Raw genomic sequence first — 18,487 nt, 5'->3', positions numbered from 1 at the left:
GGTATGGATATTCAATGAGATTACTGGAGGGGATTATTTGGAGCATGTTGTCATAATAGGTGGAGTAGCAGGTGGAATGAGTGCAGCATCCAAACTTAGAAGACTAAACGAAGACTTGAAAATAACTGTATTTGAAAAAGATGAACATGTTTCATATGGTGCGTGTGGATTACCATACTACATATCTGGTGTGACAGAAACACATGAGGAATTGTTAGCACGTTCAGTTGAAGATTTTGAAAAAAGAAATATACATGTACATTTGCACACAGAAGTAATTGAGGTTAATGCAGAACAAAAAAGCGTAACGGTCAAGAATTTAAAGACAATTGAAACAGAAAATATTCAGTACGATAAACTACTTATTGCGACAGGATCCAAGCCAGTCGTACCTCCGTTCGTACCAAAAGATGCGAACAATGTTTTTACATTAAAAACGTTACGTGATGGAATAAATATGAGAAAGTTTTTTCAACAAGAGAGTATCAAAAAAGTATTAATTATTGGCGTTGGCTATATAGGCATGGAGCTTTTAGAGACAATGGTTGAATTAAAAAAAGATGTTATCATGGTGGGATTAAATAATCAAGTTTTAGGAAACTTCGATTCTGAATTGGCGAATATAATAGAAAAGGGTGTTTCAGATGTAGCATCTTTTGCTCTAGGTGAAGAAGTAAGAGAACTAGTTTGCCTGGAAAATGCAGTAAAGAAAGTAATCACAAATAAAAGTGAGTATGAAGTAGATGCAGTAATCGTTAATATTGGCAATAAACCGAATACCGAATTTCTTAAAAATACTGGAATAGATATGCTTGATAATGGGGCAATTATAGTAAATAAACACCAAGAATCGAGCATTAAGGATATATTTGCTGCAGGTGATTGTGCTACAAGCAATCATCTAATTTTACAAAAACCAGTAAACATAGGTTTAGGTACAACTGCGAATAAACATGGAAGAATTGCAGCATATAATATTAATGGTATGAAAACAGAGTTTAACGGTATTTTAGGAACAAATGTATTGAAAATATTAGACTGGACTGCTGCGATGACAGGGATAACAGAGAAAGTAGCAAAAGAAGAGAACATTGATTTCGGAACAATTACAGTAGAGACAAATGGTCATGCTAGTTATTATCCGAATGCGGAAAAAATTCATGTAAAGTTATTGTGGGAGAAAAAGACGAAACGAGTTATTGGAGCACAATTGGTTGGTAAAGATAAAGGGATTGCAAAAAGAATAGACGTACTAGCTACTGCAATTACTTGTAAATTAACAACGGACGAAATTGGCATGCTAGATTTAAGTTATGCTCCGCCATATGCTACAGTTTGGGATGCAGTACAAGTTGCAGCAAATGCAGCAAAATAAATTTTTCATAAATATTTAACAATTGTTCACTATTTCACAAAGGAAATATACTATAATTAAATTGTACAAAAAGTATTACGTAACAAAAGTACAAATATTATGAATTTTCTTTACCTTTATGGATATTTATGATAATTTTAAAATAGGATTCATATTTTTTTTCATAATAAATATATTAACTATGCAGCATAATTTAGGGGAGTGAAAGCAATGAAAATTCGCTACAATTTCGTGCCAAAACACGATGTTAAGCATTGCGAACCAACATTTACAGTAAAACAAGCATACGACACAATTAAAGACACAGGCTATCGTTGTATACCGGTCTTATCAGACAACGGAAGAAAATTTGAAGGCTTTGTTTATAAAGTTCATTTATTAGACTATTTATATGAAAAGAAAGGAACGGAACAAGACTCCGTTTCGAGCTTAGTTATAAACAATGATGCATATATATATGAAGAAGATTCCTTCTTTAAAGCTTTTTTCACGATTAAACGTCTACCATTCATAGCAGTATTAAATGAAAATGAAGAGTTTATCGGAATTTTAACACACGCAAACGTAATGGACGTACTTGCCGACTCTTTCGGAATGAAAACAGGAGGCTATACATTAACAGTTGCGACGATCGAACATAAAGGTGCTATTAAAGATTTAGTATCTTTACTAAAAGATGTGAATATTGATGGAATGTTAACGTTAGATAACGGTGAAAAATACTTACGCCGTATTATTATTAACTTACCTGAAGAATTAACCGAAGAAAAAGTGAAGAATATTGTGAAGAAGTTAGAAGATAAAGGCGAATTTAGAGTAACGCATATCGATGAGATTGATCCACAGCAATAAAACAAAGATCTTGGTAGATAATTTGATTGTATTAAACAAGATTTTATTAAAGAGTATTATCTAATATACAAATACTTGGGTGAGTTTCATAATGTACAATTACTAAACGAAAAACGAATATTCAACCTATTATTTAATATAATTTACGTTTTATATCGAAACGTTATTTAATTATAATAAAATGAACATTCGTTTTTCACTAAACGAACCGTAATTATGAAATTGATTAAATTACTAAAAATAAGTGCCGGTTGTGTGGACGACTCCTGCGGGAGAGGGCAGGCTGGTGAGACCCCACAGAGCCCTTCGGCTTGAGGAGGCTCACCGCCTCCCCCGCGGAAAGCGTCCAAACAACCGGCACGGTTTTTAATTAGTTTTTTTATTGTGTGTAATTTCAAATATTGGCTCCATTTTATCAAGTAATAAATCGGACAATGGCACGGTTTTTGCTTTTCTTTTTAAAGTAGGAATGTATTGTTTTAACACGCTTGCCGTCTTTTCTCCAGCAACTCCCACATGCCCAATGGCGATAATGGAATCTTTTTCATCCATTCTTTTAAGCAATTGATTTGCTTGTCTTACAATATGTTTAGTTGTATATACTTCATCAAAAAACAGTTCATTTTCTAAATATGGTACACCTAATTCAGTGGCTATCTTTGCAACAACGCTTTTTCCACTAGTTTTACTATCTAAATAATATAAACCACGCTCTTTACATATTTGTAACACTATCCTCATTACTCGTTCATCTGAAGTGGCTTTCGAACCCATGTGATTATTAATTCCAACGATATGTGGTACCTCGTCCATTGCAGCGTTTACTCTTTTATGTATTTCTTCATCAGAAAGATCTGTCGTAATAGCCCCGGGCCCTAACCAACTTTTTTTTCCTTTCCTAGGTTCCATCGGCAAATGTAAAATTACTTCATGTCCCAGTTTATGTGCAAGTTCGGCATCTTCTTTTGTTGTTGATAAAAAGGGCATTACGGCAATGGTTAAGGTTGCAGGTAACGAAAGAATCTCATCCGTTCCTTTCATATTATTTCCAAAGTCATCAATAACGATAGCGACTTTCTTTTCAACTGTTGAGGCAAAAGTGTAACAAGGAACAAATACTAAAACTGAGAAGAGTAATATCAACAAAATATAAAGTTTATTTTTCATGTACATCCCTCTGACTATGTGTATTTTTCCAAGAGCGGTAACGCTTTATTTCATTTCTTAATAAATAAAAAATAAAACTAATAATGATAATGTCATCAAGAAATCCAATCCCTATCAAAAAATCAGGTATTATATCGAATGGCATGAAAAAGTAACCAGCTGCAACAAAAATAATAAAAATAGTGAAACGGGAAGCAGATGGATAATTTCCAGTTTTCCAATCTTTCGCTAATTGAAGTAATTCCTTCAATTCTCTCCAAATTACTCTCATAGACGGTAAGGAGTTAGTTTTATCAATCAATAGTAACACGCCTCTTTTTTCATTTTATTTTTACATTTTTCACCTTCGGGACAAAATTAATGCATGCAATAAATGTCTATTTTTGCGAATCTGTTTACAAATTTAGTATTTTTTGTAATAATTCGATAGTAAGTGTTTTAGAAGGAGAGGAGAAAATTGTCTCACGAACAGTACATGAAGTGTTTAATGAATAAAATTAGTAAAAAACGAGAATGTATGGTGACCATAGCAAACCGTTCTGGAATACAAAGTGAAGATACATTGAAAATTAGTCAAGACTTAGATAAGCTAATTGTTGAATACCAAAATCTCTTATATAAAAAGAAAAACCACCACATGACAAGTGGCGGAATTTAAAAAAGATCGATAATAAAAATCATAAACAGAACGCCAAAAATAAAAGAATAAGTAGCTACTCGTTCGTTACCGTCTCCATGGCTTTCTGGAATTAGTTCTTTGTAAATAATAAACAACATTGCTCCTGCAGCGAAAGCTAACCCGACTGGGACTAACCATGATACTAATGAAGTTAAATAAAACCCTAAAAATGCCATCGGAATTTCTACTATACCTGTCAAAGTTGCGACAAAAAAAGCTTTCCATCTACTAATTTTTTGATTAATTAAAAAAAGTGCTACTAGTAATCCTTCTGGTGCATTTTGTAGTCCAATTGCCACCGCAATCATATTACCTGTTTCTTGAGATTCAGAAGCATAACTAACGCCAACTGCCAATCCTTCTGGTATATTATGTAACGTAATAGCTGCAACAATTAATATTGCCTTTTGATCAAACGATATTCCAGATCGTTTATGTTCTAAATCGATATGAGGTATTCTTTTTTCAAGCTGATTTAAAGCAAGAACACCTAATAAAAGGCCAACTGCAAGCGGTGTGAAGCCACCGTACTCTAATGACTCAGGTATTAAGCCCATCATGGTAGCTGCCATCATAATACCTGCTGAAAAAGCTAGTAAAGTGTCTCTAGTTCTATGGCTTATTTTTTTATTTAAAAATAATATTACAAGTGCACCTAGTCCTGTCGACATTGCTGCTAAAGTGCTTCCGATAAAAACTTCTAACATTTCATTCCTCTCCGCTCATTTCTTATTATACGACTAATTAGCCAAAGGCAAACTAATCGTAACGAATGTACCTTGACCTTCTTTACTATCAATGGTTATCGTACCATTATGATATTCAACAATTCGCTTACAGATTACTAATCCGAGACCAGTTCCCATTTCTTTATTTGTAAAAAAGGGATCAAACACTTTCTTCAATGCCACATCTGAAATTCCAACACCATTATCTTTGAAAATTAGTAAGGCTTCTTTTTTTTGCTTCAAAACATCTATATGTAAGGTACCTTGAGTTTGCATCGCTTCAAAAGAATTTCTGCATAAATTCAATATAATTTGTTTTAATTGATCTTTAACGCAGAATAGATGAATTACATCCTGTGTAATATTTACATTTAGTTGAGCATTATGAAGATGGGCCTCCGATTCTATTAATGGTTTTAGTTCTAATACTATTTCGGAGAGGTTATGTAACTCATGCTTATCAGCAGTTGGCTTTCCTAAAACAAGAAACTCACTAACAATTAAATTAATCCTCGTAATTTCATCTTGAATAATAGAAAAATAATATTGATCTTCTTTGTCAAAATGCTTCTCACTTAATAATGTTACAAGCCCTTTTATTCCCGTAAGTGGATTTCTAATTTCATGAGCAGTACTTGCAGCTAGTTGTCCAATTAGTTGTAGCTTTTGTTTTTCTTGTTTTCTTTTTTCTTGTATAGATTTTCTACGGAGAAAAAAAGAAAGGAATGCAAGATAGATGACATGACTTAAGATAAAGGTAGCAAACATAGCTGGTAAAGAAGAATAAATTACGTCACTAGTGGAGGCAGGTAAACTATGTGCCTCAATGGTCCAATCAACATTTTGTAAAGAAGAAGATATCATTACTGAATCAACTGGAGAATCAACACTCGTCAAAAATAGTATTTGGTCTTTATGATCTTTAACAATGATTAGTTGCTCTGATACAAGTTCGGATAAGCTTTGACCCATGTAGTACAAGTTCAATCCTGCCAAAATATATCCAACAACTTCATCACTTGTAGGATCTAACACAGGAGTACAAATAGTTACGATATACAACCCTGTTAATCTACCTTTAAAGCCAGAAGAAAATGTAGTAGTTTTGGTTTCCTTTGCTTTTTGGAAATAATCGCGCTCCGCAATACTAATCGTTTCAAATGGAGGAGAGGATGAATATTCAAGAATACCATCTGTGTTTACCCAGTATAAACCAGAAAACCGTGCATCCTTTTCTTCCATTTGAATAAGGACTTCTTGTATTTCATATTGTTCTTCTCTCTTAGTATTAATAACCATGCCAATTGCGTCAAGTGTTGTGACTGTATCATGGATAAAAGAGTCAATTCTACTTTTATGAAGGGATAAGTGTTCGTTTGCCTCTTTAATGTTGTTTCCTTTCACAATATGTAAATTTTGCTGAATGATGAAAACGGCTATTAAAATTGCAGGAATTAGTGCGATAAATAAGTATAGGAAGAATGGCGTCGTTTTTACATTAAATCTATTCAATATCAAAACTCCTTGTTGTAGCTAATTATTATCATAATATTATTTTTACCTAATTCTCGAAAATAAGTATAACTTAAAATTTACAAATAATTAATATGTCATTTGTTTATAAATACGATAAAGTTTAACTATAAAAGCTAGTCTTGGAGGTAAAAATAGTGATTTTTAATAAAGTAAACAAGAAAAAGAATACATGGACCTTTCAGCAAAAGCTACTGATTTTAATGGTAAGTATCACAGTCGTCCCACTTTTGCTAATAGGTTTAATCAGTACAATTATTTCTAACAAAAGTATGGAAGATATGACGAAGAAAAACTTATCTTACATTGTTTATCTAAAAGCTCAAGAACTTGAACCGTATACACAATCAATCATTTTATCGAAAGAACAATTCGTAGAAGTGGAAGCGCGAGTGAGAGATATTGAAGAAAGATACTATGTTCCAAACGGAATGGAAGGATATGGTTTTATTATTGATCGATTTGGGATAGTGAGATATCACCATGACGAAAGTAAGATTGAAGAAAACTGGTCTATCTATCCGTTTATTAGACAAATGAAAAAGGAAGAACGTGGCCAATTTGAATACGAATTTGACGGAGAGTTAAGACTAGTTGCTTTTGATTCACTTCCAAACGGCTGGAAAATAGCAGTTGGCAGTTCCATAAGTGATATTATGCAACCAGCAAAAACGATGACATTTTGGATAATGGGTTCCATTATACTTAGCCTCTTTTTTGTATTTTTTACATCTATTTTAGTTACAAAGTTATTAAGTAGACCGTTGGCACAATTAGTACAAGGGATTAAAAGATTTAAAGATGGAGACTTGACCTCTAGGATAGAAGTTAAGTCAAAAGATGAAATAGGAGAAGTTCAAGAAACTTTTAATGAGATGAGTGACCAATTTCAATCTTTAGTTGTTTCTATTAATAATTCAAGTTTACATATTAATGATACAGTAAACTATTTAAGAGAAATGATGATAGAAACAAATGAAGCAACAGAGCAAATATCTTCCTCCATTCAAGAAATTGCCTCTGGTTCAGAGCAACAAAGTAGTACCATACACGACTATGTTTTAAACGTTAAACAAATAGAAAATAAATTAAATGATATACAATTATCAGTTCAAAACATTCAGTCTCGATCAAATGTAGCGAGAGGTCAAGCTGTAGAAGGAGAACAATCTCTAAAAATACTTCAAGAAGAAATGGCTTCTATTATTGATCTAGTAGAATTAACCAATGATCGAATTAAAGGCTTGGCTACTCAATCAGAGAAGATAGCGTCTATAGTAATTTCTATCCAAAAGATAAGTGAGCAAACAAATCTTTTAGCCCTAAATGCGGCAATAGAAGCTGCCAGAGCAGGGGAACATGGAAAAGGTTTTGCAGTAGTAGCTAGTGAAGTAAGAAAATTAGCTGATGAATCAAAGGGATTATCAGTTCGTGTACAAACGGAATTAATGCAAATTATTAATAGTGTTGAATCATCAAATAAAAGTATCGCAAGTACATTGGAAAAAGCGCAAGATGGGAAAGACGTCCTTCGTCAATCGTCTAACCTTTTCTTAAAGCTAGCAGAGTTTGTTAATTCGTTAGATGAAATGGTAAAAGAAGTGGCAAACTCTACAATAGAAGTATCGGTGAAGTCAAATGATATAACAAAAGGTATGGAGAAAGTCTTATCGATTGCTACACAAAATAGTGCAGACACTGAAGAAGTAGCAGCAACTCATGAACAATTTTCTTCAACAGTAAGCATAATAAACAATAAAGCTGAGGATTTAGAACAGTTAGCCCAAAGGCTTAAAAAGGAAATTTCAAATATGAAAATACAGGATAAATACGAACAATTGTAAATATAGTGTTAACACAATGTAAAGATAATCGACATAAAAGCCTATTTAAGTGTAATGAATCGTCTTAATTTTAAATTAAATGTAAAAAAACCGAAAAAAGTGTAGCATATTTAATCAATTACAGGTTATAATTTTAATCGTTGAGAAAACAAAATAAATTCTTAGGGGGATTTAAACATGAAAAAGTTTTTATCGATCATGTTAGTTGCTATTTTAGCTGTAGCTTTAGTAGCATGTGGAACTGGAAACAATGCTGCTAACACAGGAAACACAGGAAACAACGATACAACTGGTGGAGACGACACTGCTACAGTTGAAAAACCATCTAAAGTTGTAATGGGCTTCGTACCATCAACTGAGTCTGATAAAATTGCTGACACAGTAGCTCCTTTAGCTGAAAAATTATCTGAAATCTTAGGTGTTGAAGTAGAAGGTATTACAATGACTAACTACACTGCATTAGTAGAGGCTATGGGTAGTGGAAAAGTTCACATTGGTTTCGTACCAACGTTCGCTTACATACAAGCGAACGAGCGTTACAACATCGAAGTTATTTTAAAATCTATCCGTCACGGAAGCTCTACTTACAAAGCTCAATACGTAGTACGTGCTGACTCTGGAATTGAGACTTTCGCTGATTTAAAAGGTAAAGTTTGGGCAATGGCTGATGTAACTTCTACATCTGGTTTCTTATTCCCAGCTGCACAGTTAATGACTGAGTTTGACATCGCAACAACTGATGCTCTACAAACTGATTTCTTTTCAAACGTAGTATCTGTAGGTTCACATGACAACGCTTTATTAACTGTTCTTGACGGTGATGCAGACGTTGCAACTACATTTGACGATGCTCGTACTATATTAGAAGGCGACTACCCAACAATTATGGAAGACTTAAAAATCTTAGGTTACACAGACCCAATCCCTAACGATACTATTTCTGTAATTCCATCTTTAGACCCTGCATTTGTTGAAGAAATTAAAGCTGCTTTCTTAAGCTTTAACGATGACGAAGCAATGCTACAAATCATGAACGACGTTTACCGTTGGACTGCTATCGACGAAGCTAACGATGCTGAGTATGATATCGTTCGTGAAACTGCTAAATTAACTGGTTACGAAGGGTAAAATTTTACCTTAAAAAAATAAAATGGGGGGAAGCTTGCTTCTCCCTTTTTTTCAACTTATTAAATAAAAATTGGCAATTTTTCCAATATGGAGGGGCAAATCTACATGATTGAGTTTAAAGATGTTTCCCTTGTATACCCAAATGGTACTCAAGGTTTAAAAAATATTAACTTAACTATTAAAGAAGGCGAATTCGTTGTAATTGTAGGTCTTTCTGGTGCTGGTAAGTCTACATTTATCCGTAGTATTAACCGACTAGTTACTCCAACAGATGGAGAGCTTCTAGTTGATAACGATGACATCTTAAAATATAAAGCTGGAGATTTAAGAAAGCTTCGCACAAAAGTGGGGATGATCTTCCAAAACTACAACCTTGTAAAACGTTCTTCTGTTATGAAAAATGTTGTAGCTGGACGTTTAGGACATACTGGTACTTTAAGAAGTATTTTAAATCTTTACAAAAAAGATGATTTAGCTCTTGCTTACGAAAGTTTAAAGCGTGTTAATATTGAAGAAAAAATTTATAGCCGTGCTGACGAGCTAAGTGGTGGACAACAACAACGTGTAAGTATTGCTCGTGTTTTAACTCAAAAGCCGAAATATATTTTAGCGGATGAGCCGGTTTCAAGTCTTGACCCACCAACAGCTCAGCAAGTAATGAACTACTTGAAGCAAATTAATAAAGAAGACAAAATCACTACAATAGTTAACCTGCATTTCATTGACATGGCGATGGAATTTGCAGATCGTATTATCGGAATGAGAGCTGGAGAAGTAGTTTTTGATGGTCCAGCATCTACTGTAACGGAAAAAACGTTTGAAGAAATTTACGGTCGTGCAATTCGTGAAGATGATCTGGTGGGAGGTCAAGATTAATGAGTGCACAAGGTAAAACTAAGACACAGGAGAAAATTGTCCCTAAAGGCGTCGTCTCTCCTGAGCTAAAGAGAAAATCAACAATGATTTTCATTGCTGTAGCTGCGCTTTACTTTTGGAGTACTTATGAGACCGGTTCGACTCTTGGACAATTTTTTAGAAGTTTTCCAAATATGATTAACATGTTTGGTAATTTCTTTCCTCCAAATCTAGAATATGTTTCACGTGTTATTCCAGCTTTATTAGAAACGTTCTATATGGCAGTTATTGCGTCGACAATTTCAACTATATTAACAATTCCATTCTGTTTACTTGCAGCTAGAAACATTAGTACAAACAAGTACATATATCAATTTGTACGATTCTTTCTAAACATTATCCGTACAATTCCTGATATTATTTTAGCAGTAGTATTCGTTGGTATTTTTGGTATAGGTGCATTTCCTGGTATTGTAGCGTTAATTATTTTCTCTTTAGGTATTTTAGCAAAATTATTAAGTGATACCCTAGAAACAATTGATATGCAACCGTTGGATGCAATGCGTGCATCTGGTGCAAATTCTTTACAAACAATCTGGTATGGTGTTGTACCACAGATTTTACCGCAGTTTGTATCGTTCTCACTTTATGTATTTGAGATAAATATTCGTGCATCTGTTGTTTTAGGTTTAGTTGGTGCAGGTGGGATCGGTTTACTATTAGATCAACAAATTAAGTTCTTCCGTTACGATAATGCAATGATGTTAATTATTGTCGTATTTATTGCAGTTGTTATTATCGAATACATTAGTACGAAGATTAGGGAGGCGATTGTATAATGAAATATGAATTACCTCCAAAAAGAAAGATGCCTGTAATAAAAAAAGTTAGAAATATAGCTATTGCGATTGCATTATTAGCTATTTATGTTATTACATTTACTCAAATTAATGTTAACTGGACACGTGTTTTTAGTGAAAGAACAATAAATAACTTTAACCGTGTGATTCCACAATTACTTTCACCAGATTGGTCTAAGTTTGGAAAAGTAATTGAAAAGATGATTGAAACAGTTTTTATCGCTTACGCTGGTTCATTAATGGCAGCCCTTATCGCTGTACCACTAGCGTTTTTTGCAGCAAATAATATGAGTCGATTTCGTGCTGTTAGTACATTTGGTAAGTGGATTTTAGATGGTATTCGTGCTTTTCCAGAGCTTGTTTTCGCGATAATATTCGTTGCGACGGTTGGACCTGGTCCTTTTGCAGGGGTACTTGCTATTGCCATTAACTCAACAGGTATGTTAGGTAAACTTTACTCAGAAGTAATTGAGTCCATTGATATGAAAGTTGTAGAAGCAATGGAAGCAAATGGTGCCAATAAAATTCAAATTCTATTTTATGGTATTATTCCACAAGTAATTCCGGAGTTTTTATCATACGCTATCTATCGTTTCGAAATCGATGTACGTTCATCTTCCGTGTTGGGTATCGTTGGAGCGGGTGGTATCGGTTTATTAATCGTTATAGCCGTTGCTAACCGAAACTGGGATGAAGTTGGAATGATCTTACTTGTTATTATAGTAGTTGTTACAATAATTGATTATATTTCTTCTTACATTAGACGTAAAATCGTTTAATAAAGGTTCTTTGTTGGTTAATGTTGTAAAAAGAAGTCTGATGTGTGACGTGATATGGAAAAAGCACCAACACAAGCATATAATTATAGGTAACGAAGCGTAGGGAGCCTTTTCTCTACGCTTTCTGTTTAGTTATAATAAAGGTGGAATTTTAAATAGAAGAAGGTGTTGCTGAATGAATAAGCTAACTTTGACGATTTTAGAAACAAGTGATATACACGGTAGCGTTATGCCGATTAACTATGGTAACAATGAATATGCACATGTTGGTCTTGCTAAAGTAAGCACTCTTGTCGCTCGTGAAAGGAAGAATAATAAACATGTAGTGTTAATAGACAATGGAGATGTTATTCAAGGTACTCCTCTTACATATCATTATGCTAAAATCTCTGTTACAAAGTTAAATCCGATGATAAAAGTTTTAAATGAACTAAACTTCGATGCTGCTATTATTGGAAATCATGAATTTAATTATGGAATGGATTTATTAAATAATGCAGTGAAACAATCGAAATTTCCGTGGCTATCTTCCAATATTTTAGACGAAGTTAATGAAAAGCCTTATTTCGGAAAACCTTATTTGCTGAAAGATTACGATGGAGTTAAAGTGGCCATCCTTGGTGTAACAACACATTACATTCCAAACTGGGAAAACCCAAATAATATAGTTGGTCTTACTTTTGAAGATGCTCTTCAATCTACAAAGCAATGGGTAGAAAAAATCCGATTAGAAGAAGCACCGGATGTATTAATAGTTAGTTATCACGGTGGTTTTGAACGACATTTATCTACTGGTGAGCCAACAGAAGTTTTAACAGGTGAAAATCAAGCTTATGAAATGTGCCAACTAATTGAAGGAATTGACGTTCTATTAACTGGTCATCAACATCGAACAATTGCAGAGACAACTGTAAATGATGTCTTAGTTCTACAACCAGGAGTAAATGGTCAATTTTTAGGTAAAGCAACCATATCATTCGAAAAAGTAGAAGGTGCTTGGAAAATTTTATCGAAAAACGCAGAACTATTATCGATAGAGGGTGTACAAGAGGACCCAGCTGTCTTAGAAAGTGTGAAAGATTATGAACAAGCAACCCAAAGTTGGCTAGACCAACCAATGGGTACTATAAAAGGAAATATGTTAGTAAATGACGCCATGGAAATTAGAACGAAAGATAATCCGTTAATTGAATTTATTAATAAAGTTCAGATGGATATATCAGATACTACTATTTCTAATACTGCCCTATTCCATAACGGTTCACCTGGGTTCCCAGAAAAGGTAACAATGCGTGATATTGTATCTAATTATATTTATCCAAATACACTTAAAGTGATTGAGATTACTGGACAAGAAATGAAAGACGCTTTAGAGCGTTGTGCATCCTATTTTCTTGTCGAAGGGAATGGAGAATTAACAGTGAACCCAGCATTTACTACTCCAAAGCCTCAACATTATAATTACGATATGTGGGAAGGCATTGAATATACGTTAGATATTAGAAAACCAATAGGTAGTAGAGTTGTTCAATTAGAAAAAGATGGTGCACCATTAAAGTTAAATGAAACGTTCCACGTAGTAATGAATAATTACCGAGCCGGTGGTGGTGGAGACTACCATATGTATAAAGGTAAAAAAGTTGTAAAAGATATAACGTTAGATATGTCAGAGTTAATCGCTAATTATATCTTAAAACATAAAGAGATAGAAGCAACAACGAATAACAATTGGAGAGTTATTTGGAAGTAGAGATTTCTCGTATCTTAGTAGTGAAAAGAAGGTAAAACATTGACCAAAACACTTGTTTTTAATAAAATTAGTTTTAATTCGAAATATTTTAGTTTAGGCTATGTTAAAGTGTGTTGTTTTTTTAAATACATTACTAGCGGTGATTTCCGTGTATGGCGTAGACGCCCGCGGAAAGCGAAGACTTGCACAGAAATCAACAGCGGTGTTTAATAAGTCCAAAGTTTTAGAAAGTAGAAAGTAGGTGTGAAAATGTCCAGAGAGGACCTTGATTTATCGCTAAAACTATTTGTCGTATTGTCCCGTGCACATCGGACTATTACAGATAAAGCAAATCAATCTATTCAACGTTTTGGATTAAATCCTACAGAGTTCGCAGTATTGGAGCTTCTTTATCACAAAGGTACTCAACCACTCCAGCAAATCGGTGGGAAAATCTTACTTGCTAGTGGGAGTATAACGTATGTAGTGGATAAACTGGAAGGAAAAGGATTACTTGCTCGTAAAGCATGTGAAAAAGATAGAAGAGTAACATATGCAGAACTAACCGAAAGTGGAAAAGAACTACTAAACGAAATCTTTCCTCAGCATGAACAACGTATAGATGAATTGGTAGCTGGGTTAACGAAAGAAGAGAAACAAACTGCAATTGATTTATTGAAAAAGCTCGGATTATATACCTATGAATTAACGTCTTAATTTTGATTAAGGCGTTTTTTTATATGGTTCTTTAAAAAAGATTGTTTCTTTTTTGAATTATAAATATACCAAGAGTGGATTGGAGCGGAAGACACTGGACAACCCGCGGAAAGTCAGTGTCTGCAGCGGAAAGGAACGGCAAGGTTTTATTGGTAAATATATTTAATAAAACAAAGAATGCAGTTAAACATCTATTTAGAGCAGGAGTCTATTACTCTCGTGTAGAATATAGTAACAGCGTACTATGCTTATTTTTCATACAATATAGAAAAGAGGTCAATCACTTTGAAATTTGAACAATTCACATATGTCCGTCCAAATATTGAAGAAATTAAAGTGAAATTCAACGAACAACTTACTGCATTTAGTAATGCTACTTCATCAACAGAACAAGAATCCGTAATGAAAGAAATAAACACTATTAGAAATGATGTTAGTACTATGTTTAATCTTGTTAGTATTCGTCATTCCATAGACACAAATGATGAGTTTTACAAGCAAGAACAAGATTACTTAGATGTATTAGAACCATTAGTAAAAGAACTAGAAACTAAATTTTATAAAGAGCTTGTTCAATCAAACTATAGACAAGAACTTGAATCTAAATTTGGAACACAGCTTTTTGCTTTAGCAGAGTGTGAACTAAAAACGTTTGATCCATCTATAATTGAAGACTTACAACAAGAAAATAAACTTTCCACAAAATACTCTAAGTTAATTGCTTCTGCAAAGATTCTATTTGAAGGAGAAGAAAGAACCCTAGCACAATTAGATCCTTTCACAGAGTCTACGGATAGAGAAATTCGTAAACAAGCAAGCGAGGCTAAGTTTACCTTTTTCAACGAAAACAAAGCTGAGTTCGATGCAATTTACGATGAGTTAGTAAAAGTTCGGGACAAAATGGCGAAAAAACTTGGATATATAAACTTTGTGGAATTAGGCTATGCTCGCATGGTGCGTACTGATTACAATGCAGAAATGGTAGCAACATTCCGTGACCAAGTTAAAGAATTAATCGTACCACTTGTTTCAAAATTAAAAGAGCGTCAACAAGAAAGAATTGGTTTAGATTCATTAAAGTTCTACGATGAAGGTTTCAAATTTTTATCTGGAAATGCAAAGCCAAAAGGTGATCCTGATTGGATTATTGATAATGGTAAGAAAATGTACGAAGAACTTTCAAAAGAAACGAATGAATTTTTCCAATTTATGATTGATAACAACTTAATGGATTTAGTAGCGAAAAAAGGGAAAGAAGCTGGTGGGTATTGTACATTTATCCCTAACTATAAATCTCCGTATATCTTCTCTAACTTTAACGGGACTAGTGGGGACATAGATGTCTTAACTCATGAAGCAGGACATGCTTTCCAAGTGTATATGAGTAGAGATTTTGATGTACCTGAATACAATTGGCCGACGTATGAAGCTTGTGAAATTCATTCCATGAGCATGGAATTTTTCACTTGGCCATGGATGGAATTATTTTTCCAAGAAGACACAGATAAATACAAATATGCTCATTTAAGCGGTGCGATTTCCTTCTTACCATATGGAGTGGCAGTCGACGAATTCCAACATTTTGTATATGAGAATCCTAATTGTACTCCGAAAGAAAGAAATGAAGCATGGTCTGCAATTGAGAAAAAATATTTGCCTGAAAGGGATTATGATGGATTAAGTTACTTAGAAGAAGGTGGTTTTTGGCAAAGACAAGGCCATATTTACCAATCACCATTTTATTATATCGACTATACATTAGCTCAAATTTGTGCACTGCAGTTTTGGAAGTTAGCTCAGGAAAACAAAGAGTCTGCATGGGCTGATTATTTAAACTTATGTAAACAGGGTGGAAGTAAATCGTTTACGAAGTTAGTAGAAGTAGCAAAATTACGTTCTCCGTTTGAAGAAGGCTGTGTTCAATCCGTTGTCGGTGAAATCGAGGATTATTTATTTAATATTGATGATAAGGCGTTATAATTTCACTCGAACATTTCAACTTTGTTACGTTTAAGTTACATTGGAATATTTTACACATATAGAATAGATAATTGGTGACGATAGGATATGGAGGTGTCGGTGTGAATCGATTTTTTCATATCCTATTTTGTATCGTCTTATCTTTTAATATTTTCACCTGTCAACTGAAAACAAAAATGCAAAAATTAAATGACAATGTTACAAAACCTGTATTTAGCGAACCTTTAACTCGTCCAATACGAGTGAATATAGACATGAACGAGAAACAACCCGAATCTATTCAGACGGAAACTGAATTAAGAAATTATTTAACGGATACATATCATTTACCTATTAATTGGGACAAACAAATATCTTTAGTGAGGGTGAAAATGGATAAAGAAGATCAAGTTATCGCCCTTGTTTTAACAGAGAATGAAAAGAAAGATATGTATGAAGAAGAAAAAGTGGTTTATTTAAAAAAGCAAGCAAAACATCCTTATTTGCTTGAAAGTATGTATAAGTTACCTGAGAAGAATGGTTCTGTATTACAACTGGTACATAAAAATAATAATCAAGACAAACTTAAGATGGTCGAAAAAAGCGTTAATAAAAAAATTGACGATTTAATTTTTCAACAAAAGAAGATAGAGAAAGTACAAAGTGATTCTGTTATTGTTAAAAATGAAGTTATTTTTAAAGAATTTGAAAAAAGTAAGGAGGAAGGTATGTCAAGTGCGTCACGTGAAGCTAATATTGAAAAACGCTTAAGAGATGTACTTCTACATGCCAAATCAGGTACGGTTGTTATTTTGCACATAAATCAACTGATAGGAAAGAAACCGAAACCATTAAAAGTGAAAATTCCTGAATTTAAAAGTAGAGGGTTTCGCTTTACCCGCACCATTTTAAATTAATTCACTAGTTCATTAATATCCATAATTCTAGTCTTTAATTAAAGCCTGTCTCATATAATGGACAAAGGCTTTTTTTGTTTTAGAAAGTGTACTTAGGTGGTGTGGTGGAGTAATGAAGCGGAGTTGGTTTAGCGCCATACAGGTGGCGGCAGTATATGTTGGAACCATTGTAGGAGCTGGTTTTGCTACTGGAAAAGAAATCGTTCAATTTTTCACACAATATGGATGGATTGGTTTTGTCACTATTTTAATAAGTGGTTGGCTTTTTATACATTTTGGAACAAAAATGATGTTAATCGCAAAAAATATTCAAGCTTCATCTTATAAAGAATTCAACGAGCACTTATTTGGTAAAAAAATAGGTACAATCGTGAATTTATTTATGCTAATCATTTTAATTTTCGTAGCTGCAGTTATGTTATCTGGGGCAGGTGCAGTATTTGAGGAACAATTAGGCTGGTCTTATCAATTCGGCTTATTGTTAACTATGGTGTTAGCTGTTGCTATTGTAATAGTCGGAATGAAAGGGCTTGTAGCTGTAAATATTGTAGTTGTGCCTGTAATGATTATTTTTAGCTTTTTGATTGCAAGTAATGCACTTAGTGAGAATGGCTTGGCTTTTTTATCGCTTACTTATGAAGGGGAGTATAGTTGGAAAGGCTGGATAGCGCCAATTTTATACGTAAGCTTCAATCTAGCGCTTGCCCAGCCAGTTCTAGTACCTTTAGCATCAGAAGTTAAGGATGAGTGGGTAATTAAAAGAGGAGGGATGTTAGGAGGACTTTTATTATGTTTTATTCTACTTACATGTCATATCTCCTTAGCCTCTTTACCCAATTTCGCTACATATGAGATACCGATGGCAGAAGTAGTAAAGTTTTCTTTAGCATCCTTTTTTGGAATTTATGTATTTGTCATTTACGGTGAAATATTCACTTCTGTTGTTAGTGATATTTTTGGATTACAGCGCCAATTAGAAAGAATGTTTCCGATACCTAAGCAGTATATTACTTTCTGTATGTTAGCTGTTATTTACCTAATAAGCCAAATCGGTTACGGTTCATTGATCGAGCACTTATACCCATTGTTTGGATACATTAGCTTATCATTACTTTTCTTACTTGCATTTAAAAAAGTGAAGTAAAAAGGGAACTTCAATGAGGATGGGTCAAAAAGCAAATGAAGTTCATCTGGCATAAGAAAGTGGTTGTAGATGAACTTCATAAGGCCAATGAAGTTCTTTTGTAGAGATCTCCAAGGACTTTCTTTCGTATCGGATAATACCTTTGTTCCATCAATAAGTAGAGACCCGCAAGAACAAAAATATTTTCTTAGGGGCCTCTCCAATAAATTCACTGGGTTTTG

Annotated in this window: 17 protein-coding genes and 1 pseudogene; 14 read left to right on the top strand and 4 right to left on the bottom strand. The window is 33.7% G+C overall.

What is annotated here, in order from left to right; all coding sequences use genetic code 11:
- Positions 1–37 precede the first annotated feature (37 nt).
- Entirely contained in the window at positions 38–1,375 is a 1,338-nt protein-coding gene (locus CDZ89_RS13350; protein ID WP_096154939.1) for a CoA-disulfide reductase, read from the top strand.
- 210 nt (positions 1,376–1,585) lie between these two features.
- A complete protein-coding gene (gene cbpA / locus CDZ89_RS13345) occupies positions 1,586–2,227 on the top strand; it encodes a cyclic di-AMP binding protein CbpA (protein ID WP_096154938.1) in 642 nt (213 codons plus the stop codon).
- A 366-nt stretch (positions 2,228–2,593) separates the two neighbouring features.
- On the opposite strand, the gene CDZ89_RS13335 is transcribed toward cbpA, so the two are convergent.
- Positions 2,594–3,394, bottom strand: a complete 801-nt coding sequence (locus CDZ89_RS13335; RefSeq protein ID WP_096154936.1) for a divergent polysaccharide deacetylase family protein — start codon at positions 3,392–3,394, stop codon at positions 2,594–2,596.
- Positions 3,384–3,695 carry a YkvA family protein gene (locus CDZ89_RS13330; protein ID WP_096154935.1) on the bottom strand — a complete coding sequence of 104 codons (312 nt, stop codon included), beginning with the start codon at positions 3,693–3,695 and terminating at the stop codon, positions 3,384–3,386. The genes CDZ89_RS13335 and CDZ89_RS13330 overlap by 11 nt, the downstream gene beginning before the upstream one ends.
- Before the next feature lie 156 nt (positions 3,696–3,851).
- Here CDZ89_RS13330 and CDZ89_RS13325 point away from each other — a divergent pair, with 156 nt between their 5' ends.
- Entirely contained in the window at positions 3,852–4,052 is a 201-nt protein-coding gene (locus CDZ89_RS13325; RefSeq protein ID WP_096154934.1) for an aspartyl-phosphate phosphatase Spo0E family protein, read from the top strand.
- On the opposite strand, the gene CDZ89_RS13320 is transcribed toward CDZ89_RS13325, so the two are convergent.
- Positions 4,049–4,780, bottom strand: coding sequence for a ZIP family metal transporter (locus CDZ89_RS13320; RefSeq protein WP_096154933.1), 732 nt, complete (start codon positions 4,778–4,780; stop codon positions 4,049–4,051). The genes CDZ89_RS13325 and CDZ89_RS13320 overlap by 4 nt on opposite strands.
- Before the next feature lie 33 nt (positions 4,781–4,813).
- Positions 4,814–6,313 (bottom strand): ATP-binding protein, encoded by a 1,500-nt coding sequence (locus CDZ89_RS13315; protein WP_198508240.1) that lies wholly within the window; start codon positions 6,311–6,313, stop codon positions 4,814–4,816.
- A 224-nt stretch (positions 6,314–6,537) separates the two neighbouring features.
- Here CDZ89_RS13315 and CDZ89_RS20540 point away from each other — a divergent pair.
- The 11 genes and pseudogenes from CDZ89_RS20540 to CDZ89_RS13265 all read left to right on the top strand — a co-directional run.
- Positions 6,538–7,212: pseudogene (locus tag CDZ89_RS20540) on the top strand (HAMP domain-containing protein); the annotation flags it as partial.
- Positions 7,210–8,178 carry a methyl-accepting chemotaxis protein gene (locus CDZ89_RS20535; protein WP_406564928.1) on the top strand — a complete coding sequence of 323 codons (969 nt, stop codon included), beginning with the start codon at positions 7,210–7,212 and terminating at the stop codon, positions 8,176–8,178. The pseudogene CDZ89_RS20540 and the gene CDZ89_RS20535, both read left to right, overlap by 3 nt.
- 177 nt (positions 8,179–8,355) lie before the next feature.
- Positions 8,356–9,306 carry a phosphate/phosphite/phosphonate ABC transporter substrate-binding protein gene (gene phnD / locus CDZ89_RS13305; protein WP_096154930.1) on the top strand — a complete coding sequence of 317 codons (951 nt, stop codon included), beginning with the start codon at positions 8,356–8,358 and terminating at the stop codon, positions 9,304–9,306.
- A 105-nt stretch (positions 9,307–9,411) separates the two neighbouring features.
- Positions 9,412–10,182, top strand: a complete 771-nt coding sequence (phnC, locus tag CDZ89_RS13300) for a phosphonate ABC transporter ATP-binding protein (protein ID WP_096154929.1) — start codon at positions 9,412–9,414, stop codon at positions 10,180–10,182.
- Entirely contained in the window at positions 10,182–11,000 is an 819-nt protein-coding gene (phnE, locus tag CDZ89_RS13295; RefSeq protein ID WP_096154928.1) for a phosphonate ABC transporter, permease protein PhnE, read from the top strand. The genes phnC and phnE (CDZ89_RS13295) overlap by 1 nt, the downstream gene beginning before the upstream one ends.
- The gene (gene phnE / locus CDZ89_RS13290; protein WP_096154927.1) at positions 11,000–11,800 is read left to right on the top strand and encodes a phosphonate ABC transporter, permease protein PhnE; all 801 of its coding nucleotides are present in this window, start codon (positions 11,000–11,002) and stop codon (positions 11,798–11,800) included. Before phnE (CDZ89_RS13295) ends, phnE (CDZ89_RS13290) begins: the two co-directional genes overlap by 1 nt.
- A gap of 175 nt (positions 11,801–11,975) precedes the next feature.
- Complete coding sequence (locus CDZ89_RS13285) at positions 11,976–13,550, top strand: bifunctional metallophosphatase/5'-nucleotidase (protein ID WP_100333807.1); 1,575 nt, start codon at positions 11,976–11,978, stop codon at positions 13,548–13,550.
- Between the two features lie 249 nt (positions 13,551–13,799).
- On the top strand, positions 13,800–14,246 hold the full coding sequence (locus CDZ89_RS13280; protein ID WP_100333806.1) for a MarR family winged helix-turn-helix transcriptional regulator: 447 nt from the start codon (positions 13,800–13,802) through the stop codon (positions 14,244–14,246).
- A 285-nt stretch (positions 14,247–14,531) separates the two neighbouring features.
- Positions 14,532–16,226: a M3 family oligoendopeptidase gene (locus CDZ89_RS13275; RefSeq protein ID WP_096154924.1), complete on the top strand. Its 1,695-nt coding sequence runs from the start codon at positions 14,532–14,534 to the stop codon at positions 16,224–16,226.
- A gap of 101 nt (positions 16,227–16,327) precedes the next feature.
- Entirely contained in the window at positions 16,328–17,122 is a 795-nt protein-coding gene (locus CDZ89_RS13270) for a polysaccharide deacetylase family protein (protein ID WP_096154923.1), read from the top strand.
- A gap of 112 nt (positions 17,123–17,234) precedes the next feature.
- Positions 17,235–18,266 (top strand): YkvI family membrane protein, encoded by a 1,032-nt coding sequence (locus tag CDZ89_RS13265; protein WP_096154922.1) that lies wholly within the window; start codon positions 17,235–17,237, stop codon positions 18,264–18,266.
- The last annotated feature ends 221 nt before the right edge of the window (positions 18,267–18,487 follow it).

Origin of the sequence: Bacillus alkalisoli, assembly GCF_002797415.1 — a bacterium.
Classification (GTDB): Bacteria; Bacillota; Bacilli; order Bacillales; family Bacillaceae_I; genus Bacillus_CD; species Bacillus_CD alkalisoli.
This window is presented reverse-complemented; position numbering and strand designations above follow the sequence as displayed.